This is a genomic window from Kitasatospora sp. Ki12, assembly GCF_054601375.1.
In genome coordinates, this window is the sequence record NZ_BAAIHT010000001.1 from 1073182 (window position 1) to 1089014 (window position 15833).

A 15833-nucleotide genomic window follows, 5' to 3' on the forward strand; every position below is an offset into this window, starting at 1 on the left:
CGCCCCGGGCCCGGCGCCGGACATGACGGAGGGCCCCGCCGGTCGGCGGGGCCCTCCGTCATGTCACACGGGGTCTAGTAGACCGGCTTGTGCGGCTCGATCTGGTTCACCCAGCCGAGCACGCCGCCGCCCAGGTGGACGGCGTTGGCGAAGCCCGCGGCCTTCACCACGGCCAGCACCTCGGCCGAGCGCACGCCCGACTTGCAGTGCAGCACGATCTTCCGGTCCTGCGGCAGCTTCTCCAGCGCGTCGCCCATCAGGAACTCGTTCTTGGGGATCAGCACCGCACCGGGGATGTTGACGATCTCGTACTCGCCGGGCTCGCGGACGTCGATGAGGTAGATGTCCTCCTTGTCGTCCTGCCACTGCTTGAGCTGCGCCGAGGTGACGGTCGAGCCGGCGGCGGCGGCCTGCGCCTCCTCCGACACGACGCCGCAGAAGGCCTCGTAGTCGATCAGCTCGGTGACCGTCGGGTTCTCACCGCAGACGGCGCAGTTCGGGTCCTTGCGGACCTTCACCTGGCGGTAGTTCATCTCCAGGGCGTCGTAGATCATCAGCCGGCCGACCAGCGGCTCGCCGATGCCGGCCAGCAGCTTGATCGCCTCGTTGACCTGGATCGAGCCGATGGACGCGCACAGCACGCCCAGCACGCCGCCCTCGGCGCAGGAAGGGACCATGCCCGGCGGCGGGGCCTCCGGGTACAGGCAGCGGTAGCAGGGGCCGTGCTCGGCCCAGAACACGCTGGCCTGGCCGTCGAAGCGGTAGATCGAGCCCCACACGTACGGCTTGCCGAGCAGCACCGCGGCGTCGTTCACCAGGTAGCGGGTGGCGAAGTTGTCGGTGCCGTCCACGATCAGGTCGTAGCCGGAGAAGATCTCCATGACGTTGGAGTTGTCGAGGCGCTCCTCGTGCAGCACCACGTCGACGTAGGGGTTGATCTCCTTGACCGAGTCCCGCGCCGACTCCGCCTTGGAACGGCCGACGTCCGACTGCCCGTGGATGATCTGGCGCTGCAGGTTGGACTCGTCGACCACGTCGAACTCGACGATGCCCAGCGTGCCGACACCGGCCGCGGCCAGGTACAGCAGGGCGGGCGAGCCGAGACCGCCGGCGCCGACGCACAGCACCTTGGCGTTCTTCAGCCGCTTCTGCCCGGCCATGCCCACGTCGGGGATGATCAGGTGGCGGGAGTACCGGCGGACCTCATCGACGCTGAGCTCGTCGGCCGGCTCGACCAGGGGTGGCAACGACACGGGGACTCCGATGGGTGTCTTGTTCGGATGGCCATGGCCAGCCGCGATGTGGGGTTGGTGCACCGCCACTCGGGTGGCTGTCTAGGCCAACAGTGTCACGCCCCACCACTATTCCGAGACAGCCCGTCCGGTGGGCGAGACGGGCCGCGCCGGATCGTGGAACCGGCCCGCGGCCGCCCACAGGTGCCCCGAGCCCCGGTTTCCCGGGCCCCGGGGCACCCCCGGAGCGGACTCAGACCCGGCAGGCCGTCTCCAGCCAGACGTCCCCCAGCGACTCCTCCAGCGGCACCTGCGTCCGCCATCCGAGACGGTCCCTGGCGGTGCGCACGTCCGCCTGCCGCCACGGCACCGGCTCGCCCGGCACCGCCCGGCCCTCCGGCCGCTGGCCCTCCGCGCGGTGCCCTGGCAGGTGGCCCGGCAGGTACTGGCCGGGCGGGTGGTGGTGGCCGGGGAGGTGGTCGCCGACCGGCCCGCCGACCTGCGCGGGCAGCAGGACCTGCCGGTTCTCCTCGACGATCGACCCCTCGAAGCCCGAGGCCCGCACCAGCAGCTGGGCCGCGTCCCGGGCCCGGACGGCGTGGCCGCTGCCGATGTTGACCACCCCGGTGGCGGCCGACACCGCCGCCGCCTGGATGGCCCGCGCGACGTCCCGGACGTCGACGAAATCCCGGTATCCGGACAGGTCCGGCATCCGCACCTGGTGCTCGTCCCGCTCCAGCGCCCGCCGCAGGCCCTCCGCCAGCCGCCCGAACAGCGAGGCCGTCGGCGCCCCCGGCCCCACCACGTCGAAGACCCGCAGCACCGCCGCGTCCAGCCCGGAGGCCAGCACCAGCTCCGTCCCGGCCAGCTTGGACACCCCGTACGGGCCGACCGGCCGCGGCTCGGCCTGCTCCGAGACCGGCACCCCGCCGGGCACCGGCCCGTACTCGGCGGCCGAGCCGACGTGCACCAGCCGGGCCGGCTCCCGGCTGCGCCGGATCGCCTCGCAGACCGTGGCGACGGCCAGCGTGTTCGACCGGATCAGGGTGCGCGAGCTGCCGTAGGTGGCGCCCGCGCAGTTGATCACCACCTGCGGCGCGACCGCGTCCAGGAAGCGGGCCAGCGCGCCCGGGCTCCCGGTGGTCAGGTCGAAGCGGATGTCGGCCGAGTCGCGCCGGCCGAGCACCGTCACCTGCAACTCCTGGTCCATCAGCAGACGGTCGGTGACCCGGCGGCCGATGAAGCCGTCGGCGCCCAGCAGCAGCACCCTCATCGGGGGCGTCCTTCCACGAAGCTAGGTCGGGGACGACCTGGCGGACTGAAATCAACGAACGGACGAAACGGGGCCGGCGGCGGCCCGCACCGGGGCGGACCGCACGGGAGCGCGGACCGCACGGGACGGATCGCGCGCGGCGGATCAGCGGTGCGAGCCGGCCCGGCCCAGCACCGCCCCGGCGTACGCCAGCAGCGCCGCCGCGACGGCACCGCCGCCGAGCAGGAGGGCCGACGGCAGCGGCCGGCCCAGGACGAGCAGCCCGAGCGTCGCGGCGGCCCCGGCCGGCGCGCCCAGCGCCGCGGCCCCGGGCCGGCCGCAGCGCGCCAGCAGCGCGGGCAGCACCAGCAGCAGGCCCAGCACGCCCTGCGCCGCCCACGGCACCGGGCCGGCCCGCTCGGCCGCCAGGTGCAGCAGCCCGCCGCCGTGGCCCGGCCCGGGGCGCGGCGCGACCACGGCCGACACCGCCAGCGCGGCGAAGCTCAGCGCCCCGAGCACCGCCAGGTGCAGGGCGACCGCGACCGGCAGCACCGGCCGCATCCGGGAGCGGAACTCGGCCAGGGTCGCCGCCGCGCCCAGGTGCCCGTGGCCGACCTGCCGGTACCAGCGGGCGGCGCGCTCGGCGGACCCGGCCGACACCGCCGCCGCCAGCGCCAGCGCGACGGCCGTCGACCGGTCCCCGCCCGGCGCGGCCAGCGGGAGCAGCAGCAGCGCGGCCAGCCCCAGCCCGTACCCCAACGCGGCCGGGCGCCACCGGGAGCCGGCGGGCCACCGCGGCAGCGGCACCGGCCCGAGCGGGTCCGCCGGGCGGCGCGGCAGGACGAACGGCGGGACGGACCCGGCCGGCGGCGCGGTCAGCACGGGCAGCAGCACCAGCGGCACCGCGGCGGGCAGCAGCACCGGCCAGCGGGCACCGAGCGCGGCCACCCCCGCGCAGGGCAGCACGGCCAGCGCGGCGGCGGTCAGCGCGGCCCGGGCGGCGGCCCCGCGCCGCCGCGGCCCGACCGGCCCGGGCGGCGGCGGGCGGCGGGGCACCCGGGCGTACAGCTCCTCGGCGAGCGAGAACAGGTCGGCGTGCCGGCAGCGGGCGGCGGCGTCCGGGCCGAGCCCGGCCTCCTCCAGCCCGGCGGCGATCTCCAGCGGGTCGACGGCGCGCTCGCACAGCTCCCGGTGCTCGGCCATCACCTCGCGCACCGGGTCCGCGCTGCCGCCGAGCGAGGCGGTGCCGGACATCAGACCGCCTCCGCGAGCTCGGCGGGGCCCCGGGCGCCGGCGGTGTCGCCGCCGCCGTCCTCCGGGGCGCCGGCCCGGCCGTCCGCCAGCCAGTACTCGGCGGGCCGGGCGAACGGGCGCGGCGCCGGGCCGCCCTCGCCGCCACCCCCGCCGTCCGGGAAGGCCGGGTACTGCGAGACCAGCTCCAGGTAGATCTCCCGGAAGGCACCGGTCACCCGCTCGACGCCGAAGCGTTCCTGCGCCCGCAGCCGCCCGGCCAGCCCGAGCCGGGCCCGCCGCTCCTCGTCGCGCAGCAGCGCCAGGCAGGCACCGGCGAGGGCGCCCGGGTCACGGGCGGGCACCAGCAGCCCGGTCGGCCCGACCACCTCGCGGGCCACCCCGACGTCGGTGGACACCACCGCCCGGCCGCTGAGCATCGCGTCCGCGAGCAGCCGCGGGCGGCGCTGGGAGAGCGCCGAGAAGACCGCCACCGTGCCGGCCTCCCAGACCTCGGCGAGCGCGGCGGGACGCCCGGCGAAGTCCACCGCCGGGGCCACCCCCAGCCGCTCCGCCACCGCCGCGCAGTGCGCCCGGTAGCCGGGCGCCGTCTCCTCGCCGTACAGCACCAGCCGGGCGCCCGGAAGTTCGGCGCGGACCCGGGCGAAGGCGTGCAGCACCAGCTCCGGGTCCCGGCCGGGCTCCAGCGCGCCCGCCCACACCAGGGTCGGCACGGCCGGCTCCGGGCCGGCGGCCGGGCGCTCCACCGCCGTCGTCCCCTCGTACACCACCCGGGTGCGCGCCGGGTCGGCCCCGCAGCGGCGCTGCCACTGCTGGTCGTGGACGCTGCCGGGGGTCAGCACGGCGGCCTGCCGGTAGGTCTCCCCGGTGAGCGCCCGGAAGAAGGACAGCAGCAGCGCCCGCACCGGCCACCGGTACGGCGCCTCGTGGCCCGCCCACTGCCGCCGGTCGTCGCCCGTCGGCCGCTCCTTGCTCCCGGCACCGGCGCGCCCGTCGGCTCGGGGCGGGTGGCCGAGGTACTGCTCGCGCAGGTGCAGGCCGTGCTCGGTGACCACGAACGGCACCCCGTGCAGCTGCCTGGCCACCAGGGCGGGCAGCGCGGCGGGCCCGCCGCCGACCACGTGGCACAGGTCCGCCGCGCCGAGGCCGCCCGGGCCGGTGCCGTACCAGGGCGCGGACAGCGGCCGCAGGCACTGCTCCAGCAGGTCGGCCGCGACCAGCACGTCGCGCACCAGCGGCTGCCCGGCCGAGGTGTCCGCGCCGGGCAGCCGCCAGGTCCGCTCCAGGATCCGGCGGGCGTGCGCGGAGGCCAGGAAGGCGGGCAGGGCGCCGTCCTCCCGGGCCGACGCCGCCAGCCGGTACAGCCCCGGCCCGAACCCGGCCCGCTCCCCCGGCAGCACCAGCGCCCGCACCAGCTCCTCGTACGCCCCGGCGTACCGGCGTCTGCGCAGCGCGCCCGGCGCCCGGCCGCCCGGCCGGCGCCCCCAGAGCGCCGTCTCCCGCACCCCGCGCCAGACCGGCGACGGCCGCGCCCCGGCCGTCGGTCCCTGCGGTCCGGTCAGCAGGTACAGCTCGAAGTCGTGCTCCGGGAGGCCCTCGGCCAGCCGGTCGCACCAGCCTCCGGCGCCACGCGGGGGATGCGGACGGGCACCCTCGGTGAGCAGGGCAACGCGCACGGGAGACCTCCAGGACAGAGCGGATCCACGGGCGGATCACGGACGGGATCGACGGACGGCCGAGCGGCCCGGACGGTGGCCGGGGCCCGCCCGGCGGGGACGGCCGGGGAGTGCGTCGGCCGGGCCCGCGCCGCGGCACCCCGTGCGGCGGTCCGACGGCCCGGGCGCGGCCGCGCCGCGTTCCGTACCCCCGGGCGACCGCCCGCTCCGGCGGCCGGGCCCGGCCCGCCGGGGCCTCCGGCGGCACGGCTCCCCCACACCTGTTCGGTCCGACAGCAGAAAGGTAGGACCGGCCCCGGGCAATCCATCGGTCACATGCCTGGCTGCCACCTGAACGAGTGAACCGCCGTGACCTCGGCCCCGACCGGGCCGTTACCGGGCGCTACCCGCGGCCGCCCGCGCTCCGCCGCCTCCGCCGACCCCGCCCGCTCAGCCCGCTCAGGCCGCGGTGTGCGCGATCAGCTCCCGTACGGCGCGGGCGACCTCGTCGGGGTGCTCCATCATCGCCACGTGCCCGGAGTCCGGCAGCACCAGCAGCCGGGCGTCCGCGAAGGCCGCGCAGGCCCGGCGGGCCGAGCGGTAGGCGACCAGCTTGTCGCGCAGCCCGTACACCAGCAGCACCGGCGCCGCCACCTGCTCGGCCTGCCGCCACAGCGCCTGGTCGCCGCGCTCGGTGTACGCCGAGACGATGCCGCGGGCCGAGCCGACCAGCGCCGGCATCGCGTGCGGCACCTCCAGCCGGCGCCGGTACTCGGCGACCGCCTCGGCCCGGGCCACCGGACTCAGCCCGCTCGGGTCGCCGTAGACCAGCCGCAGCAGGTCCTCGGTGGCCGCCTCGACGTCCCGCCCGTTCGCGGCCAGCCGGCGCAGCACCGCCGGCACCCCGGGCACCGCGAGCAGGCCGGTCGGCCAGGCGGAGCGCTGCGGGGGCAGCTCGGGCAGGGCGGGCGAGACCAGCGTGAGGCTGCGCACCAGGTCCGGGCGGAGCGCGGCGAGCCGGACGGCGACGGCGCCGCCCAGGGAGTTGCCGAACAGGTGCACCGGGCCGCGGCCGGCCGCCTCCAGGTAGCCGATCACCGCGCGGACGTGTCCGGAGACGGTGAGGTTGCCGTCGGTGGGCGGGGCGGAACGGCCGAAGCCGGGCAGGTCCACGGCCTCGCCGTCGACCAGGCCGGAGAGCCGGTCCATCAGCGCCGTCCAGTTGGCGGCCGAGCCGCCGAGACCGTGCACGAAGAGGCCGGGCTCGCGCCCGTCGGCGACGCCGTCGGGAGCGGGGCGGTGCACCGCGAGCACCGCGCCGGGGACCTCGACCGTGCGTACCTGCTGCTCAGCGCTGCTCATGGAGGACGATGGTAGTGAGCCCCGGCCCGCGGACCCCCGGCGGTCCGGCCGTTCCTTCCCCCGTCACACCACTGCCGATGCCGAGGTCAGCGCCGTATTGTGGGCTCCTGACAACCAGGCCGCCGTCTTTTCTCGCCCACGCCGAACGCGGGCGCGGTTACCGAAAAGTAGAATCGGCCACCTTGCCAGCCCCGAACAGACCCGAAGTGAGGAGCGCCGTGACGGCCATCCAGGAGGCGCAGGAGCGCCCGCGCGGTGCCCGCCTGCCGCGAAGCGCCCGCCGTGAACAACTGCTCGGTGCCGCCCAGGAGGTGTTCGTCGCGCAGGGCTACCACGCGGCCGCCATGGACGACATCGCCGACCGTGCCGGGGTCAGCAAGCCGGTGCTGTACCAGCACTTCCCCGGGAAGCTGGAGCTCTACCTGGCGCTGCTGGACAAGCACTGCGACGCCCTGGTCGAGTCGACCCGCGACGCCCTGTCGACCACCACCGACAACAAGCAGCGCGTGGCCAACACCATGGAGGCGTACTTCAACTACGTCTCCAGCGAGTCCGGCGCCTTCCGCCTGGTCTTCGAGTCGGACCTGACCAACGAGCCGGCCGTGCGTGAGCGGGTCGAGCGGGCCTCCGAGGCGAGCGCGACGCTGGTCAGCAAGGTGATCCAGGAGGACACCGACCTGCCCGAGGCCGAGTCCAAGCTGCTCGCCGCGGGCGTCTGCGGCCTGGCCCAGATCACCGCCCGCTACTGGCTCTCGCAGGGCCTGGAGATCCCCCGCGACGAGGCGGTCCGGCTGGTCGCCAGCCTGTCCTGGCGCGGCCTGAAGGGCTTCCCGATGCACCCCACCGACCAGCCCGGCGAGGGTGCCCACCAGGGGTGATCCGCCGACCTTCGTCTGCTCCGTGATCCGGTGCTCTATGGTGAAGCCGTACGGCGCGGTCGCCACGAACGCTTGTCCCAGGCGGTCCGGTGTCCGCGCGTAGAGGCTGCAACCCGGAGGGACGGAAGCCGTGGAGGTCAAGATCGGTGTGCAGAACGCACCGCGCGAGATCGTGATCGAGAGCTCGCAGACTGCCGATGAGGTCCAGGACGCGGTCGCGAAGGCCCTGGACGGCACGGAGAAGCTCTTCGCGCTGACCGACGAGCACGGCCGCCGCGTCATCGTCCCGGCCGAGCGCCTGGCGTACGTGGAGATCGGCGAGCAGGCCGTCCGCAAGGTCGGCTTCGGCACCCTCTGAGGCGCCGCCCGCACAGTCACGACCGGTGCCCCGCCCCCTCACCGGGGAGCGGGGCACCGCTGCGTGTACGGCCGGGTGCGACTGGGTACGGCGACGAGTGCGGCGACGGAGCCGCAGCCCCGTCCCCCCGGGAGGCAGTCTTGCTGGTCGAGTCGATCGCCTTCGCCCTCGTCGGCCTGGTCACGGGCGCCACCGCGCTGCTCGCCCTGCCCTCGTACTTCCGGGCCGCCCGCGGCCTGACCCTCGGCACCGCGCTCGCAGCGGCCCTGGCCGGCGGCGCGGTGGCCCACTTCTGCCTGGACGGGCACTACCCCGCGGCCTCGGTCGCGGCCGCCGCGCTGGCCTCGGGCGTGCTCACCTCGCTGCTGGCCCGGCCCGACCTGGCCGCCGGGCGGGCCCCGGCGCACCGGCACCACCCGCACCGGGCCGGCGCCCACCGCGCACCGCGGCGGCACCGGCCCGCGTGACGCGGTCGATCAGCTCGATCAGCTGGCCAGGCCCAGGGCGGCCATCCGCCTGGTGTGCGCCTCGGTGATCCGGTTGAACATCTTGCCGACCTCGACCAGGTCGAAGCCCTGCACCCGGACCCCGCCGACCAGCAGGTTGGACAGCGCGTCACGCTCCGCGACCACGCGCTGCGCCTGGCTGAGCGCCTCGCCCATCAGCCGCCGGCCCCACAGCGCCAGCCGGCCGCCCGACCGCGGGTCGGCCTCGATCGCCTCACGAACCTTGTCCACCGCGAACTGCGCGTGCCCGGTGTCGGACATGACGCCCAGCACCAGGTCACGGGTGTCGTCGTCCAGCCGGACCGCCACCTCGCGGTAGAAGTCGGTCGCGATGGCGTCGCCGACGTACGCCTTGACCAGGCCCTCCAGCCAGTCCGAGGGCGCCGTCATCCGGTGGAACAGCTCCAGCGGCTCGACGAACGGCCGCATCGCCTCCTGCGGATCGGCACCGACCTCGGCCAGCCGGTCGTGCAGGCGCTGGTAGTGCTGGAACTCGGCGGAGGCCATCCGGGCCAGGGCCGCCTTGTCGGCGAGGTCCGGCGCCAGTTTGGCGTCCTCGGCGAGCCGCTCGAAGGCGCTCAGCTCGCCGTACGCGAGCGCACCGAGCAGATCCAGCACCGCCGCCCGGTAGCCGGGGTCGGCCGAGCACGCGGCCCAGTCGCCGATCGAGCCGGGCTCGGCGTCGTCCTGCGTCTCACCTTGGGTCTCCATGACCTGCCAGCTTAGTCCCGTACGGCCCGCTCCCCCACCACCGGCCGTACCCCGGTGACCGGCCGGACCGGCCCGTCTCGCGGTGCTTGCCCGGGGCAATGTCAGACGCGTCACGTGTTCGAGTCGTCGCCTGACTGTATGGTGGTACGGAGCCCCGTCGTGCTCGCACGGAGTCACCGCCGTCTCGGTACCCCGCGCAAGCCCGCTCCCAAGCGGCACCGTCCAGCCGGACGTGTCCGCACCGGAGGCACGGGGACTCACGTACGCGGATGCCCGGTCGGAGAGCCGATCGGCTCCGACCATGGCTTGGACCTCAAGCCTTGGCACCGCATCAGTGGCCGAGCGAGGGCCGCCGAGACCACGCCCCCTGGCGAAGGTCCCGCGCAGGTCCCTCAAGGGAATCCTCCCCGACGCCGCCGGCGACGCGCCCCGCATCAGGGCAGCGCGCACCGGCCGGCCGCAGGGACCGGCGCGGTTGTGCGTCCGCGCAGCTGTCATCAGGGCCGCCCAGGCCCGTACGCAGCCGCGCGGCTGCCCGCCCGCCGCTCGCTCTCGGCCCCTCCACACGGAAGAGGCAGCACCCTGTCCACCACCGCTGAACCCATCAAGACGACCTTCCGGGACCTCGGGATCCTCCCGGAGACCGCCGAGGCGCTCGAGTCCGTCGGCATCGTCCATCCCTTCCCCATCCAGGAGATGACCCTCCCGGTCGCGCTGACCGGCCACGACGTCATCGGCCAGGCCAAGACCGGCACCGGCAAGACCCTCGGCTTCGGCCTCCCGCTGATCGAGCGGGCCATCGTGCGCGCCGACGTGGACGCCGGCCGCGCCACCGAGGAGCAGCTCTCCGACTTCCCGCAGGCGCTGATCGTCGTCCCGACCCGCGAGCTCTGCACCCAGGTCACCAACGACCTGCAGACCGCCGGCAAGGTGCGCAACGTGCGCGTCCTCGCCGTCTACGGCGGCCGGGCGTACGAGCCGCAGGTCGAGGCGCTCACGAAGGGCGTCGACATCGTGGTCGGCACCCCGGGCCGACTGCTCGACCTCGCCGGGCAGAAGAAGCTGAACCTGTCCAAGGTCCGCGCGCTGGTCCTCGACGAGGCCGACGAGATGCTCGACCTCGGCTTCCTGCCGGACGTCGAGAAGATCATCACCATGCTGCCGGCCAAGCGGCAGACCCTGCTGTTCTCGGCCACCATGCCGGGCCAGGTCATCAGCCTCGCCCGCCGGTACATGAGCCAGCCGACCCACATCCGGGCCACCGCCCCGGACGACACCGGCGCCACCGTCGCCAACACCGAGCAGCACATCTTCCGCGCCCACTCGCTGGACAAGGTCGAGATGGTCTCGCGCATCCTGCAGGCCGACGGCCGCGGACTCGCGATGATCTTCTGCCGCACCAAGCGCACCGCCGCCGACGTCTCCGACCAGCTGACCCAGCGCGGCTTCGCGGCCGGCGCGGTCCACGGCGACCTCGGCCAGGGCGCCCGCGAGCAGGCCCTGCGGGCCTTCCGCAACGGCAAGGTCGACGTGCTGGTCTGCACCGACGTGGCCGCCCGCGGCATCGACGTCGAGGGCGTCACGCACGTCATCAACTACCAGTGCCCCGAGGACGAGAAGACCTACCTCCACCGGATCGGCCGCACCGGCCGGGCCGGCGCCTCCGGCACCGCCGTCACCCTGGTCGACTGGGACGACATCCCGCGCTGGCAGCTGATCAACAAGGCGCTGGAGCTGTCGTTCAACGACCCGGAGGAGACCTACTCCACCTCGCCGCACCTGTACGAGCTGCTGAAGATCGCGCCGGGCACCAAGGGTGTCCTGCCGCGCTCGGAGCGCACCCGTGCCGGACTCAACGCCGAAGAGGTCGAGGACCTCGGCGAGACCGGCGGACGCGGCAGCCGTTCCGGCCGCTCCGACCGCGGCCGCGCCGGGCAGGGCAAGCCGGGCGGCCCGGGCCGTCCGGCCGCCGCCGCACCGGTCGAGACCGAGGAGAAGCCGCGCCGCACCCGTGAGCGCCGCCGCACCCGGCGGGGCTCGACGCTCGCCGAGGGCGAGGCCGCCGGCACCGTGGCCGAGACCGCCGTGGCGGCTCCGGCCCCGGCCGTCGAGGGCGCCGAGGGCGAGGCCGCGCCGCGTCGCCGCCGCCGCCGTTCGCGCGGCGCCGCGGGCGAGGCGGCCCCGGCCGTCGAGACCGCGACGGCCGACGTGACCGCCCCGGTCGTCGAGGCCGCCCCGGTGGTCGAGGCCGCTCCGGCCGTCGTCGCCGAGGCGCCCGCGGAGGAGAAGCCCGCCGCCCGGACCCGTACCCGGACGCGCAAGCCGAAGGCGGAGGCCGTCGAGGCCGTCGCCGGGGCCGCGGTCACCGAGGCCGCGGTCGAGGCCCCGGCTGCGGCCGAGGCCCCGGTCGAGGAGAAGCCCGCCACCCGCACCCGGACCCGCAAGCCGAAGGCCGAGGTCGTCGAGGCCCCCGCCGAGGCGGCCGCCGAGAAGCCCGCCACCCGGACGCGGGCCCGGAAGCCGAAGGCGGAGGCCGCGGAGGCCGTCGCCGAGGCCGCGGTCACCGAGGCTCCGGCCGAGGCCGCCGCCGAGGAGAAGCCGGCCCCGCGCAAGCGGACCCGCACCCGCAAGGCCGCCGAGGCCGCCCCGGAGGCGCCGGAGGCCCCGGCCGCCGACGCCGCCGCCGAGGTCCCGGCCCCGCGCAAGCGCACCCGCGCCCGCAAGGCCGCCGCGACCGTCGAGGCGACCCCGGAGAGCTGACACCGGCGCACCACCACCCCCGAGGGGGCGAGCCAGGCCACCGGCCCGGCCCGCCCCCTCGGGCGTTCCCGCCCCGGGAACACCCGGCCCTCCCCGACCACCTGCCACAACCGGCAGGCACCGCACCCCGGGCCGGACCGCGCGCCACCCGCCCCGAGCACAACCGAGCACCGACCGCACCCCGCCGGGTCCCCACCCCGCCGCACCGTCGGCAGACGCCACATGCCACACCGCCGGCGAGGCAGTGCCGCGCGGCCCTGACAGGCAACGGCGGGCGGCCGACCGCCTGGACCCGCCTGCCGTTCCCCCGCAGGGCCAGGGCCCGGGCGGCTGCCACGGGACGGCCTAAGCTCGGGGGCGTCGGGGAGTCGTAGGTAGGAGAGCAGGGAGAACAGGCCATGAGCACGCCGCCGTTTCTGAGGTTGCCCGGGTGTGCGCGGGCCGAGCGGGTGGTGACCGGGCGCGGGGAGTTCGCGGCGCTGCGGGCGGAGCCGGTGGGGGCGGTGCGGGGGTCGGCGCTGCTGGTGCCGGGGTTCACGGGCAGCAAGGAGGACTTCATCGGGCTGCTGGAGCCGTTGGCCGCGGCCGGGTACCGGGTGACCGCCGTGGACCAGCGGGGGCAGTACGAGACCGGCGGGCCGGACGACCCGGCCGCGTACGCGGTCGGCGAGCTGGGCGCGGACGTGCGGGCGCTGACCGCGGCGCTGGCGGCGGACGGCGGGCCGCTGCACCTGCTGGGGCACTCCTTCGGCGGCCAGGTGGTGCGGGAGGCGGTGCTCGCCGCCGCCGCGGACGGCCCGCTGCCGTGGCGCTCGCTGACCCTGATGTCGACCGGGCCGGGCGCGATCGACCCGGCCGAGGCGGCCCGCACCAAGCTGCTGGTGGACGCGCTGGGGATGATGGGCCTGGAGGAGATCTGGCAGGTCATGCGGCAGCTGGAGGCGGACAGCGGGCAGCCGCGGCCGAGCCTGGAGCCGGCCGTCGCCGAGTTCCTGCACCGCCGCTGGCTGGCCAATGTGCCGCGGGCGCTGTCCGTCACCGGCGCCCATCTGGTGGCCGCGCCGGACCGGGTGGACGAGCTGGCCGCGGTCACCGCCGGGCTGCCGGTGCTGGTGCTGTCGGGGGTGCGGGACTACGCCTGGCCGGTCCCGGAGCAGAGCGTGATGGCCGAGCGCCTGGGTGCCCGCCGGGTGGTGGTCGCGGACGCGGGGCACTCCCCCAACGCCGAGCAGCCGGCCGTGACCGCCGACGCTCTGGCCGCGTTCTGGGCCTGACCGGCACCCGACCCCGGGCCCGACCGGCCCTCGTCAAGCCCCCCACCTGGGCGTGGTCTGTACCACTCTTGGAACTTCGACCACCTTCAACACAGGACAAAAGTCGTTAGTTACGGTAATCTTTGATTCTGTCCGGGAATCATCGTCGGCCTCGACGCCGACGCGCATCACCCGAAACCTGGACTTCACGGATGGGCAACGGTCCGGTAGCACCACCGCGACACCGTGGTTCATGAGGCACTGGACGCACCAGGCAAGCAGGGGGAGCCCTTGCCGCAGCAGGCCGCCGAACGTACGACCCGGCCGGTCCGGCCGTTCCGCCGGACCCGCAAGACCCCGAAAGGGCTGATACCCACTCAGCCGCTATCGCCCCGCCCCGCGGGGCCAGGAAAGGAGACGCCCATGACGAAGACCATGCGCTTCGAGATCGTCCGACTGGACGACGCCAACGGCTCCGCCACCGACCGTCTGATCGCCGACGCCGCGACCGTCCGCGAGCACGTCCAGGCCGCCGCCCGTACCGGCGAACGCCTGCTCATCCGGCCGTGCCCGACCGTCTGACCCCGCGCGGCGGCTCCGACCGGGAGGCCCCACCCGCCGCAGACGAGCCGGGAGCGTCCGATCCGGACGTTCCGATACCCGACTGACGCCCCGTCACCGCGATCGCCGATGACGGGGCGTCAGTGCGTCCGGGGTCGGCGTCCGGACGTTTGCCGCCGCCCGTCACGGGACATTCCCCCAACGGGAACCGTCCGCGCCGCGCCCACCCGGCACCGGCCGGGCGTCCGCCACCGACAGGTTCCGCCGAGCCCTCCGTACGGGTGATCGTCCTTGACGCGGCGGTCCGGAGGGAGGAGCGTTGTCGGCTATGAGGGGCGAGCCAAGCTGCCCGAGGTGCGCCGGTCGGGTCCGCGCCCCCGGTCTGTTCTCCGACACCTGGCAGTGTGACCGGCACGGAGCGGTGCACCCGATGCAGCCCGTGCTGCCCCCGAGTGTCGAGGCCCTCGGCGTCGCCGTCGTCCGTTCGCAGGTCCCCGTCTGGCTGCCCTGGCCGCTCCCGGTCGGCTGGCTGTACACCGGGATCGCCCACGTCGGGGACGACGTCTCAGGGGCCAGGGCCACCGCCGTCGCCTGCTCCGGTCCGGCGCCGCTCGGCGGCTTCGGCGAGCTGGTACTGGTGGCCGAGGAGCTGGGGGTCGGGCTCGGCGCCCGCTACGCCGGGCTCCCCGGGCCGGACCCGGGGGACTCCGTCGGCCTCTACAAGCCCGCCGACGCCAAGCTGATGGCCGCCGGGCGCCCCACCCCGATGTTCCACGTGCCGGACGCCCCGGCCGACCGCGCGGTGTTCGTCGGCGAGGCCCGCGGACTGTGGCTCTGGGCGATCGCCTGGCCCGAGCAGTCCGCGCTGGTGATGTACGACGAGCTGGTGCTGACCGATCTGCGGGAGGCCGGTGCCGAACTGGACCTGTTGCCCTGCGGGGCGCTCTCCCCCCGGCTGCTCGGCTGACCCCCTGCGGCTGCCCGGCGGCTCGGCCGACCCCGGCCGGGCTCGCCCGGACGGCCTATCCTGGCGGCACCCACGAGCCCCCAGGAGCCGCCCCGTGCGCATCGACCTGCACGCCCACAGCAACGCCTCCGACGGCACCGACAGCCCGGCCGAGCTGGTCGCGGCGGCGGTCGCCGCGGGCCTCGACGTCGTGGCGCTCACCGACCACGACACCGTGGCCGGCCACGCCGAGGCCGCCGGGGCGGTGCACGCGCTGCCCGAAGGCGCCCGGCTGACCGTCGTCCCGGGCGCCGAGCTGTCCTGCGTGGTGGACGGCGTCAGCATGCACCTGCTGGCGTACCTGTTCGACCCCGAGGAGTCGGAGTTCGCGGCCGAGCGGGAACTGGTGCGCACCGACCGGTTCCGGCGCGGGCGGGCGATCGTCGAGCGCTGCCGGGAGCTCGGCGCGGACATCGACTGGGACCAGGTGCGACGGATCGCGGGCGCCGGCTCGGTCGGCCGGCCGCACATCGCCAGCGCGCTGGTCGAGGCGGGCGTGGTGGCCACCGTCTCGGACGCCTTCACCCCGCAGTGGCTGGCCAACGGCGGCCGGGCGGACGTCCGCAAGCACGAGACGGACCCGATCGAGGCGATCCGGCTGGTCCGGGCGGCCGGCGGGGTGCCGGTGTTCGCGCACCCCGGCGCGGTGAAGCGCGGCCGGACGGTCCCGGACGCGGTGATCGCCGAGCTCGCGGCGGCCGGGCTGGCCGCGCTGGAGGTCGACCACACCGACCACGACGAGGAGACCAGGGTGCGGCTGCGCGGTCTGGCCGGCGAGCTGGGCCTGCTGGTCACCGGCTCCAGCGACTACCACGGCACCCGCAAGACCGTCCGGCTCGGCGAGCACACCACCGACCCGGCGGTGTACGAGGCGCTGCTGGCGCAGGCCACCGGCGCGAAGCCGATCGAGCGCTGAGCGTACGGACCGCCGCGCTCCGGTGCGCGGGGCGCGGCGGGGGCGTGTGGGCGCACCCCGCACGCCCTGGCCGGTCCCGCTGAACGGGACCCGCCCACGACCTGCCTGAGCGGTCGTCAGCAAGGAACGCCG

General features: G+C 75.9%; 14 protein-coding genes. 8 read left to right on the forward strand and 6 right to left on the reverse strand.

Annotated elements, in window-relative coordinates:
• Positions 1-74: 74 nt before the first annotated feature.
• The 5 genes from moeZ to ACYP53_RS04530 form a co-directional block, all read right to left on the reverse strand.
• Positions 75-1253: an adenylyltransferase/sulfurtransferase MoeZ gene (gene moeZ, locus ACYP53_RS04510; RefSeq protein ID WP_189915617.1), complete on the reverse strand. Its 1179-nt coding sequence runs from the start codon at positions 1251-1253 to the stop codon at positions 75-77.
• Positions 1254-1485: 232 nt separating this feature from the next.
• A complete protein-coding gene (locus tag ACYP53_RS04515; RefSeq protein ID WP_189915616.1) occupies positions 1486-2505 on the reverse strand; it encodes an NAD-dependent epimerase/dehydratase family protein in 1020 nt (339 codons plus the stop codon).
• Positions 2506-2649: 144 nt separating this feature from the next.
• Positions 2650-3738: a hypothetical protein gene (locus tag ACYP53_RS04520; RefSeq protein ID WP_459646683.1), complete on the reverse strand. Its 1089-nt coding sequence runs from the start codon at positions 3736-3738 to the stop codon at positions 2650-2652.
• The gene (locus tag ACYP53_RS04525; protein ID WP_459646684.1) at positions 3738-5411 is read right to left on the reverse strand and encodes a DUF3492 domain-containing protein; all 1674 of its coding nucleotides are present in this window, start codon (positions 5409-5411) and stop codon (positions 3738-3740) included. The genes ACYP53_RS04520 and ACYP53_RS04525 overlap by 1 nt, the downstream gene beginning before the upstream one ends.
• A 438-nt stretch (positions 5412-5849) precedes the next feature.
• Complete coding sequence (locus ACYP53_RS04530; protein WP_459646685.1) at positions 5850-6752, reverse strand: alpha/beta fold hydrolase; 903 nt, start codon at positions 6750-6752, stop codon at positions 5850-5852.
• A 218-nt stretch (positions 6753-6970) separates the two neighbouring features.
• Between ACYP53_RS04530 and ACYP53_RS04535 the strand changes: the two genes are divergently transcribed.
• The 3 genes from ACYP53_RS04535 to ACYP53_RS04545 all read left to right on the forward strand — a co-directional run bounded on the left by ACYP53_RS04535 (position 6971) and on the right by ACYP53_RS04545 (position 8455).
• Positions 6971-7630, forward strand: coding sequence for a TetR/AcrR family transcriptional regulator (locus tag ACYP53_RS04535; protein WP_189915612.1), 660 nt, complete (start codon positions 6971-6973; stop codon positions 7628-7630).
• Between the two features lie 130 nt (positions 7631-7760).
• A complete protein-coding gene (locus ACYP53_RS04540; RefSeq protein WP_189915611.1) occupies positions 7761-7988 on the forward strand; it encodes a DUF3107 domain-containing protein in 228 nt (75 codons plus the stop codon).
• 140 nt (positions 7989-8128) lie between these two features.
• Positions 8129-8455 (forward strand): hypothetical protein, encoded by a 327-nt coding sequence (locus ACYP53_RS04545; RefSeq protein ID WP_189915610.1) that lies wholly within the window; start codon positions 8129-8131, stop codon positions 8453-8455.
• A gap of 18 nt (positions 8456-8473) precedes the next feature.
• Here ACYP53_RS04545 and ACYP53_RS04550 read toward each other — a convergent pair whose 3' ends face one another.
• A complete protein-coding gene (locus tag ACYP53_RS04550; protein WP_189915609.1) occupies positions 8474-9205 on the reverse strand; it encodes a ferritin-like fold-containing protein in 732 nt (243 codons plus the stop codon).
• 696 nt (positions 9206-9901) lie between these two features.
• On the opposite strand from ACYP53_RS04550, the gene ACYP53_RS04555 reads away from it, so the two are divergent.
• The 5 genes from ACYP53_RS04555 (at position 9902) to ACYP53_RS04575 (ending at position 15701) form a co-directional block, all read left to right on the forward strand.
• Positions 9902-11965, forward strand: a complete 2064-nt coding sequence (locus ACYP53_RS04555) for a DEAD/DEAH box helicase (RefSeq protein ID WP_459646686.1) — start codon at positions 9902-9904, stop codon at positions 11963-11965.
• 398 nt (positions 11966-12363) lie between these two features.
• Positions 12364-13239: an alpha/beta fold hydrolase gene (locus ACYP53_RS04560; RefSeq protein ID WP_189915607.1), complete on the forward strand. Its 876-nt coding sequence runs from the start codon at positions 12364-12366 to the stop codon at positions 13237-13239.
• 402 nt (positions 13240-13641) lie between these two features.
• Positions 13642-13800, forward strand: a complete 159-nt coding sequence (locus tag ACYP53_RS04565) for a hypothetical protein (RefSeq protein WP_157849739.1) — start codon at positions 13642-13644, stop codon at positions 13798-13800.
• A 307-nt stretch (positions 13801-14107) separates the two neighbouring features.
• Positions 14108-14746 carry a DUF6758 family protein gene (locus tag ACYP53_RS04570; RefSeq protein ID WP_189915606.1) on the forward strand — a complete coding sequence of 213 codons (639 nt, stop codon included), beginning with the start codon at positions 14108-14110 and terminating at the stop codon, positions 14744-14746.
• Positions 14747-14840: 94 nt separating this feature from the next.
• On the forward strand, positions 14841-15701 hold the full coding sequence (locus tag ACYP53_RS04575) for a PHP domain-containing protein (RefSeq protein ID WP_459646687.1): 861 nt from the start codon (positions 14841-14843) through the stop codon (positions 15699-15701).
• Positions 15702-15833: the final 132 nt, after the last annotated feature.